The 9,213-nt window shown below is 43.4% G+C and carries 9 protein-coding genes; 1 reads left to right on the plus strand and 8 read right to left on the minus strand.

The annotated features are described in order from the left end of the window. Window positions 1–144: 144 nt before the first annotated feature. The gene (locus AAC033_RS17140; RefSeq protein ID WP_339740375.1) at window positions 145–276 is read left to right on the plus strand and encodes a bacteriocin; all 132 of its coding nucleotides are present in this window, start codon (window positions 145–147) and stop codon (window positions 274–276) included. Between the two features lie 185 nt (window positions 277–461). On the opposite strand, the gene AAC033_RS17145 is transcribed toward AAC033_RS17140, so the two are convergent. From AAC033_RS17145 to AAC033_RS17180, 8 genes are all read right to left on the minus strand, one after another. After that, window positions 462–1,601: a THUMP domain-containing protein gene (locus AAC033_RS17145; RefSeq protein ID WP_339740377.1), complete on the minus strand. Its 1,140-nt coding sequence runs from the start codon at window positions 1,599–1,601 to the stop codon at window positions 462–464. 44 nt (window positions 1,602–1,645) lie between these two features. After that, complete coding sequence (gene epsC / locus AAC033_RS17150) at window positions 1,646–2,575, minus strand: serine O-acetyltransferase EpsC (protein ID WP_339740379.1); 930 nt, start codon at window positions 2,573–2,575, stop codon at window positions 1,646–1,648. After that, window positions 2,565–3,503: a cysteine synthase A gene (gene cysK, locus AAC033_RS17155; RefSeq protein ID WP_339740381.1), complete on the minus strand. Its 939-nt coding sequence runs from the start codon at window positions 3,501–3,503 to the stop codon at window positions 2,565–2,567. The genes epsC and cysK overlap by 11 nt, the downstream gene beginning before the upstream one ends. Window positions 3,504–3,601: 98 nt before the next feature. Beyond that, window positions 3,602–4,129, minus strand: coding sequence for an ATP-binding protein (locus tag AAC033_RS17160; RefSeq protein ID WP_339740383.1), 528 nt, complete (start codon window positions 4,127–4,129; stop codon window positions 3,602–3,604). Then, window positions 4,122–4,721: a nicotinamide riboside transporter PnuC gene (gene pnuC / locus AAC033_RS17165; RefSeq protein ID WP_339740385.1), complete on the minus strand. Its 600-nt coding sequence runs from the start codon at window positions 4,719–4,721 to the stop codon at window positions 4,122–4,124. Before pnuC ends, AAC033_RS17160 begins: the two co-directional genes overlap by 8 nt. A 3-nt stretch (window positions 4,722–4,724) precedes the next feature. Next, window positions 4,725–6,341, minus strand: a complete 1,617-nt coding sequence (locus tag AAC033_RS17170; protein WP_339740387.1) for a S41 family peptidase — start codon at window positions 6,339–6,341, stop codon at window positions 4,725–4,727. Window positions 6,342–6,540: 199 nt separating this feature from the next. Then, entirely contained in the window at window positions 6,541–8,070 is a 1,530-nt protein-coding gene (gene guaA / locus AAC033_RS17175) for a glutamine-hydrolyzing GMP synthase (RefSeq protein ID WP_339740389.1), read from the minus strand. Window positions 8,071–8,198: 128 nt separating this feature from the next. Continuing rightward, window positions 8,199–9,213, minus strand: a 1,015-nt coding sequence (locus AAC033_RS17180) for a CotH kinase family protein (RefSeq protein ID WP_339740391.1), incomplete at its 5' end; no start/stop codon positions are given.

A 9,213-nucleotide genomic window follows, 5' to 3' on the forward strand; every position in this document is an offset into this window, starting at 1 on the left:
AATAAGAACCTTAGATGAAACAAGTCTATTTTTTTTCATTTTTTTCACTCTCGGTGGGGTTACCTTTTCCCCTTTTTCGGAATAAAGAACCGAACAAAGGATAATTAAGGAATTAAAAGTATTAACCATTAAGATTTAAAAGTAATGAAAACTTTATTTGCTAACAACGAAAACAACATTTTTGATGCATTCGAAATTTTAACAAAAGAAGAATTAAACCAAGTAAAAGGTGGCATCTCTCGTGACAAAGATTTAATCGTTCCTGATCTTGACTAACCATCACTTACTTTATCAAAAATTAACCATTGCACATTTTAGTTTGAAAAGCTCCGTAGAATAAGGATTATAACGTCCGGTGTCTTTTTATCATTTTCAACCGTTCTTTGAGCAGCGTTCTTGTAAATAAGATTTCTGCGGACAACAAAACAGGTGCAATTTAATTACGATAATTAAAAACAGAATTAATCAGACGGTTTTTTAGACCCTTTATAAAGTTTATATTCTCGAAAGCTGCACGCCAGCGAACCATTGTAAAGTGGAATTTTAACTTCGGGTCTCAAACCAATCGATTTCAAACATTCGTTCGTGCTGATCATCCAGGCAGTGGTATTTGGGTAATGATGTTTCAAGCGTTCTCCGACCATCGCGTAAAAAGCCTGATCACCTGCTTTAATTCGCTCACCATAAGGGGGATTAAACAACAGAAAAGAAGAATCATCTTTCTTTTCCAAAGTACGAAAATCAGCAATATCGAGCTGAACAACATCTAAGACATTCGCTTTTTCGGCATTTTTATAGGCCATATCGATATTTTGTCTCGAAATATCTGATCCATAGATTTTAAAACCAAGCTGATTGTGATCTTTTTGGTCTTTAATATTTCTAAAGATTGCCTCATTATAATTTTTCCATTTCTGGAAACCATACCCTTGACGAATCTCGCCTGGTAAAATATTTTTAGCCAGCATCGCGGCTTCAATAACAATTGTTCCTGAGCCACACATCGGATCAGTTAATGATTCATCACCATTCCACCCTGACAATTTCAGCATTCCGGCAGCAAGAACCTCGCTAATCGGCGCTTCATGATTTCCGATACGATAGCCTCGTTTGTGCAACGATTCACCACTGCTATCCAACGAAATAGAACATTCTTCATTGGAAATATGAAGGTTAATCAGAATGTCAGGTTGACTCGTATTGATTGAAGGCCGTTGCCCGCTTATCCGGCGAAACCGATCCACAATGGCATCCTTGGCTTTCAGCGATGCAAACATCGAATTTCGAAACAGCTCGTTAAACACCTTACTTTGTACTGCAAATGTTTGATTGGCATCAAAATAATCTTCCCACCTCACTTTCGACACCTGATGATAAAGATCATCGACCCGTTTGATGCGGAAGGTACGCAAAGGCATCAAAATTTTCAAAGCAGTACGCATGGCATAGTTCGCTCGGTACATTAACTCCAAATCTCCGCTAAAATAAACGGAACGTCTGCCTTGTTCCACCTCATCGGCTCCCAAAGTAATCAATTCTTCGGCTAAAACGGACTCCAACCCCGCATAAGTAGTAGCCACAAAACGATAATTATCTTGCATGTTTTTCATTAAGAAATTAGTGAATGGTCACTAATTATTGGTGACTAAATTCCAGCTCCATCGCTAAACGATGTTTCACGCGCCTTAAACTGGACAATTTTTGAATTAGGCGGCACATTATTGGTTACCCAAACGTTACCACCAATAATTGAATTTTGACCAACGGTAATCCGGCCAAGGATGGTTGCCTGCGCATAAATAATGACGTTATCCTCAACAATCGGATGACGTGGAACCCCTTTGATTGGGTTTCCGTCTTCATCCAAGGGGAAACTTTTTGCGCCCAGGGTAACCCCTTGGTATAACTTGACATTATTCCCGATAATACAGGTTGAACCAATCACCACGCCCGTGCCATGGTCGATAGTAAATGATTCTCCAATCTCAGCTTTGGGATGAATATCAATTCCTGTTTCCGAATGCGCCATTTCCCCAATTATCCGCGGAATTAAAGGCACGTTCAGTTTCAGCAATTGGTGTGCCACCCGGTAGTTTGAAATGGCTCGGATAGCCGGATAACAAAAAATCACTTCGCTTTGGCTTTTTGCAGCTGGGTCTCCAACAAAGGCGGTTTCAACATCGCCAACCAATTTTCTGCGTATTTCGGGCAGCGATGAAATGAACTCCGAAGCGAGCGCCTGAGCATGCTGGTTACGTTCCTGCATATCAACTTCTTCAGGATTTTCGCAGGTAAAACATAGACCGGCCAATATTTGCTCCGACAAAGCTTCGAAAAGCTCATCGACATAAACCCCCATGTAATGTTTTATTGTATTTGGTCGCAGGCTTGTATTTCCAAAATAACCCGGAAAAAGAATTTCGCGGATCATGTTGACAATCTTTGCCAGCTTTTCTGTCGATGGTAATGGTTCTCCCAATCGATGTTCATGGCAGACCTCGCCATAACTCTGTGGGGCGGAAAGCTGATCGACTGTTTTATTTAAAATACTTAGAATTTTTGAATCAGATTGCATCTTTTTCTTGATTAAATAAGGTTGTACTTAAATATCGTTCACCGGTGTCGCATAGGATAACAACAACGCACTTGCCTTTGTTTTCAGCCCTTTTGGCTATTTCCAAGGCAGCGTACACATTGGCTCCCGAAGATATTCCGCAAAACAGTCCCTCTTCTTTTGCCAGCAAACGGGCTGTCTCTAATGCGTCTTCGTCCGACACCTGAAAAATTTCATCATAAATTTTAGTATTCAATATCTTCGGAATAAAACCAGCACCAATACCCTGAATTTTATGCGCCCCTGGCGGATTACCCGATAATATAGACGAGTTTTGAGGCTCAACGACGACACTGTACACCGATGGCTTTTTTTCTTTTAGCACTTCCGAAACACCGGTAATGGTGCCACCGGTTCCAGCTCCCGCCACAAAAATATCAACGATACCATCCGTGTCATTCCAAATCTCGAGTGCGGTTGTCTTTCGGTGCATTTCCACGTTGGCCGGATTGGCAAACTGCATAGGGATAAAAACATTTTCCAACGCACGGCCCAGTTGCTCAGTGTGCTCAATCGCCTCACGCATTCCACCTTTCGCGCTGGTTAGTACCAACTCGGCGCCATAAGCCCGCAAGATCATCCTGCGCTCCATCGAAACACTTTCGGGCATCACAATTCTCAAGGAGTACCCTTTCACCGCACAAACCATGGCCAATCCAATTCCAGTGTTTCCGCTGGTTGGTTCTATAATAACCGTTTCTTTATTGATCAGTCCTTCTTTCTCGGCACGCTCGATCATCGCCAAGGCCAGGCGATCTTTCACCGAACCTCCCGGATTTTGTGATTCCAGCTTGACAATCACTCGAGCCAGACATCCCTTCGTCAGTCGGTTCAGCTCAACCATCGGCGTATTGGCAATCAGTTGCGTAATGTTTGCAGCAATCTTCATCTAACTATTTTTTTGATTTCAGAAAACTATATGGAGATTTATACTCAAACAAAAGTCCCCTTTTTATTACTGAAAAGCAAGGAAAGGCTTAAAACAAATCAGGAGCAAAGCAAAGACTTAACAGCCTGTATGGCATTCTCAACCCGTTGGCCTCCAAGCCCCCCAATTTCCACAAATTTCAACTTTCGTTGGATCAATTCTGATTTATACGCATCGAACAACCGCAGCCGGTCTTCACCGCCATGTTCCCTCAAGGGATCGGGTTCCCATGGAATATCGGGCAAACAGAGCAGATACAAATCAATGGGCAGCGTAGAAATCTCCTTCTCCAGCCAAGCGGGTTCGGTTTGGTAAGCCCACTGAAACCAAATCTTGGTAATGATTAGCCATGTATCAAAAAAAACCAAATTTTTCCGGCAGTCTGAAGATTCATGGTACTGCTGAATTTGCTTTTTAGTAATCCATTCCAAATCCTGGTAAGTATATTCCGTTGAATGTTCCCGGAAGTATTCGCGGGCATATTCCGGGAAAAAAATGCCATCAAAATGATCGGCCAACGCCTGCGCCAAAGTGCTTTTGGCCGTCGATTCGGGTCCTGTTATCGCTATCCGGACAATGTTACGCATGCTGTTTTTTTAAATCGGTTCTCCAACTGCGATACCCAACCGCTGCCATGCCGGTATAAACCAGAAATAGAATCACGGTTGGCCACAACCCTTTAAAGCCATACAGAAAAGCAGAGAAAAAATCAACAAAGATCCAAATCAGCCAATGTTCCAGATATTTTCGAGCCAACATCCAAGTGGCAACAATACTCATGGCCGTTGTGAGTGAATCGCCAAACGGGACCGGAGAATCAGTGTAATACTTCAAACCAAAAAGAAAGATCAAGAACAAAACAATTGTGATACCTGTAATCGGGAGGTAAAACCTTTTTGGCAGCCGGCTCACTCTCAATTCAGCTTTTGAATCGGGATTCCCTTTCAGCCAAAAATACCAACCATAGATGCTCACTCCCACGTAGTAAACCTGCAGAAGCATGTCGGCATAAAATTTCGAAACCAAAAATACGTAGGCGTAAATTGCTGAAGTTATTAAACCAACCGGCCAGGTAAAAATATGCTGACGTATAGATAGAAAAATGTATGCAAACCCCAGAACAGCCCCAAGCAACTCAATGTAATTAGCCGTTAGCCAAGTCAATAAAGAATCATTCATGGATTAGTTCTCTACCAGAAGGTTCTTATATTCAGAGGTACTTTTCAAGACCTTTAGAGCTTCCTTAATCACATCATTATCCTCGTTTATTATTTGATAAAATTCATTTTGCCCAAATAAATCCCGGGCTACTAAAGCTCTAACCTGCTCTTTAATAATAGGCCGGGCAAAGGCTACACTTTCATCATCTCGTTCAATACCTTCATGATCTGCTTCCACTATCATCTTGTCGACCAGTTGATCTTCAACGACAAAGTCTCTCTGAAAAGCATCGAATGACGGATACTTTTGTGTGAACTCGCCGCGGTTTCTATCCAGATAATCAAGGGTGGTCGTGTAAACAATATTTTTTCGGACCATTTGGTTGAAGTAGCCATAATTCTGTGATGTATCCATTGGAACAAAAATATCGGGCATCACCCCGCCGCCGCCATAAACTGTTCGCTTGTTGATCAAGGTTTCAAACATTAGCCTCTCATCAAAGTGAACGCTATCCCGTGTAAAGAACTCCCCAGCCTCAAAGCGTTTCCGGTAATCACTCCGGTACGCTTCAACTCCCTCATCATAGGCTTTTTGAATGCCTCGACCGCTTGGCGTATAGTAATGTGCTGTGGTCAGCCGAACCATCGAGCCATCGTTTAAGAAGTAAGGTTGCTGAACCAAGCCTTTCCCAAACGAACGGCGCCCTACAACCACGCCACGGTCCCAATCTTGGATGGCCCCGGCAACAATCTCACTGGCCGATGCTGAACCTTCATCAATCAGCACAACCAATTTGCCTTTTTCAAACTCGCCCAAAGCAGATGCTTTATAATCCTTCCTCCGGCTATTTTCTCCTTCTGTGTAAACAATCATTTTGAAAGCACCCAGAAATTGATCCGCCAACTCAATGGCAGCTTTCAAATAACCTCCGCCGTTTCCGCGTAAATCCAAAACCAAATTCTCGAACCGGGGGCTTTTTTTCAATGCCTTAATGGCATCAAAAAACTCATCGGTCGTGGTTGCCGAAAATCGGTTCAGCTTGATGTATCCCGTTTCATCGTTAATCATGTAGGAGGCATCCAGGCTGTGAATTGGAATCTTGTCTCGAATGATTCGAAAGTCTAATAAGTCTTCGTTCCTTTTTCTAAGAACTTTCAGATTGACAACCGTTCCCTTATCGCCACGAAGCATTTCAAAAACATCACTGTTTTCTAGACCGATTCCGGCGATATCTTTATTGTCTACCTGCATAATTCGATCACCAGCTTGCAAACCAACTTTTTCAGATGGCCCTCCGGGAATTGTTGCAACCACCAACAAGGTATCTTTTAAGATATTGAATGAAATTCCAATGCCTTCAAAGCTTCCCTGCAGTGGCTCATTCATTTTTTCAACTTCCTCTTTGGAAATATAAACCGAATGCGGGTCAAGCTGCTTCAGTACCTCCACAACGGCTTTTTCTGTCAAATCATCGATATCTGTGGTATCAACGTAATTGCTTTCAATTAACTGCAATAATCGTCCATACTTCATCATGTTTGCCTGAACATCTTGTGCCTGTGCCGGATTGGTCATTACCATCAGCCCCACAAAGAGGAGAATACCAACGGCTATTGTTTTCTTTATTTCTGTTATCATGGTCATTGCTTTTTAAATTTTCGAACCGGTAAAGATAAAAGATTATCTCCCCCGGAACAAAAGGTACACATTAATAAGTGTTAAACAGCAAAAAGTGTTCATCCGACGAACCGATCGAAACCGAAAAATAGAGGCCAGCAATAAAAAAAACCGACCAGAAAACTGATCGGTTTTTCAATAAAGTCAAATCAACACCTGCTTATTCCCATTCGATGGTTGCAGGCGGTTTGGAGCTAATGTCATACACTACGCGGTTGATGCCTCGCACTTTATTAATAATTTCGTTCGATATTTTTGCAAGAAATTCGTAAGGCAAGTGAACCCAGTCAGCTGTCATTCCATCGGTTGACATGACCGCACGCAACGCCACCACATTTTCATAGGTACGCTCATCGCCCATAACACCGACCGACTGCACCGGCAATAACATTACACCAGCCTGCCAAACATCGTCGTACAAGTTCCACTCGCGCAGACCATTGATAAAGATAGCGTCGGCTTCCTGCAAAATGCGCACTTTTTCAGGCGTCACATCGCTCAGAATGCGAATGCCCAACCCTGGCCCTGGAAATGGGTGACGGCCCAGCAATTCTTTTTTGATATTTAACGCTTTTCCAACCCGTCGAACTTCGTCTTTAAAAAGCAAGTTGAGCGGCTCCACCACTTTCAGGTTCATTTTCTCAGGCAGCCCTCCCACATTGTGGTGCGACTTAATGGTTGCCGACGGGCCGTTCACGGAGACTGATTCAATCACATCTGGGTAAATGGTTCCCTGGGCCAGCCATTTCACATCTTGAATTTTGTGCGCTTCGGCATCAAACACTTCAATAAAATCGCGACCGATGATTTTTCGTTTTCCTTCCGGATCGGTCACCCCTTTCAAATCGTCCCAAAACTTTTGCTTGGCATCAACCCCAATCACGTTCAGTCCCATATCTTTGTAGGAATCGAGCACCGATTCGAACTCGTTCTTGCGCAACAGGCCATTGTCAACAAAAATACAGGTCAAATTTTTACCGATGGCCTGGTGCAACAACACGCCGGCAACCGATGAATCCACACCGCCCGACAAGCCGAGTACCACCTTGTCGTTGCCCAGCTTTTCCTTCAGCTCGGCCACAGTTGTTTCTATAAACGAAGTGGGTGTCCAGTCTTGCCTGCAACCACAAATGTCGACCGCGAAGTTTTGCAACAATTGTTTTCCTTCGGTGGTGTGATAAACCTCGGGGTGAAACTGGATGGCGTAAGTGGGTTCGCCTTCAATTTTATAGGCGGCATTCTTCACATCGCCGGTTGACGCGATAATGGTATAATTTTCGGGCAGGTGTTCAATCGTATCGCCATGCGACATCCAGACCTGCGTACCCAAAGTCATTTTTTTAAACAGTTCACTCTCCTGATCTATAAATCCCAGGTTGGCCCGACCGTATTCGCGCGAATCGGATGGCAGCACTTCGCCTCCAAAATAGTGCGCCATATACTGCGCTCCATAACATACGCCCAGCAAAGGGAGTTTGCCTTTTATTTTTGAAAGGTCAGGCTTTGGCGCATTTTCATCGCGTACCGAAAACGGACTTCCACTCAGGATGACACCTTTTACGGTTTCATCAATATCAGGATAATGGTTGTAAGGATAAATCTCACAGTAGATATTCAATTCGCGCACCCGACGGCCGATCAATTGGGTGTATTGCGAACCAAAATCGAGGATCAGAATTTTCTCTTGCATGAATCTGTTTTTTTGGATGGGGCAAAGATAAACAAATCCTCCAAAGCAGCTTAAAAACTTATTCAACCAAAACAGTCATTTAACAAATATGCCGATAATCAAACCACGTAGGCAAAACCGGCGAACGATTATTGCTTTACCAATTTTTGATTGAACAACACCTGATCGTCCCGCATGATCCGGATAAAATAAACGCCAGGAGGAAGTGCCCTAACTGCGGCATCATCAAGGCTTACCTGACCACTTCCCCGCTCCAGTGAGTTTTCAATGACTTTCGTTCCCTGGATGGTGTAGATCATCCAACGCAAATCGTTCTGAACATTTGAACTCAGCTCGAGGTACAACTCATTTCGGAAGGGATTGGGAAAAACATGAACATCCTGATTTTGAACCAGATTGGGCGAACCAACATACAAGGCTTCGATGTTTGTATCGAGCCAGTTCAGGCGGTTGGCGATCCAGCTTTCCAGCCAGCTCACTTCTGCGGAATAGTTATTGCCAACATAGGCATTGGGCCAAACCCAAGTATTAAGTACCGGCCATTTCTGAAAATTACGACCTTGAGCGTCGGTCAGCAAGTTCGTTAAACTATCGACCACGATGGTGATTCGCTGGTCAGACAACTGATTCTCGCGCAAACTGCTCCAGCGGTCTTTCAACTTTCGCCGGAAAGTATTCTCCTCGAACAAAATTGGCCACCAAAACGGGTTTTGCCAATCGTCATTTCCCAGGTTGGCTTCAAACTGAAAGCCCGAAGTAGATTCACCGTTATAATAATTGGCATTCCCAAAGGCCAGGTTAAAATCCCAAATCGGGCCCAACTTCAGCTTGCCGTTTTTGTCTTTGTGCAAAAAAGTACTTAAGCGATAGCCATCAATATTTTTCGATAGCTCATTCATAATCATGTAATCGATAAAGCTATCCTCATCGGCCAATTGCCGAAAGCCGTTGGTCCCGTCAAAATTTTGATCGTGCAAGGCCTTTTCAAACAGTTCAAAGTAATGTTGAATGTAGTTCCTTTGGGCCGGTTGAATCTCATCAAACTTAGGAACTTCGTATTGGAAAAAAGTACGCCGGTTGGCTTGGCTTAAGTAATCGGAATACCAGCCGCTGCCCCCACTTCCGGTGGTTTTATCTATTTTA

It is taken from the genome of uncultured Sunxiuqinia sp. (assembly GCF_963974515.1).
GTDB lineage: Bacteria > Bacteroidota > Bacteroidia > Bacteroidales > Prolixibacteraceae > Sunxiuqinia.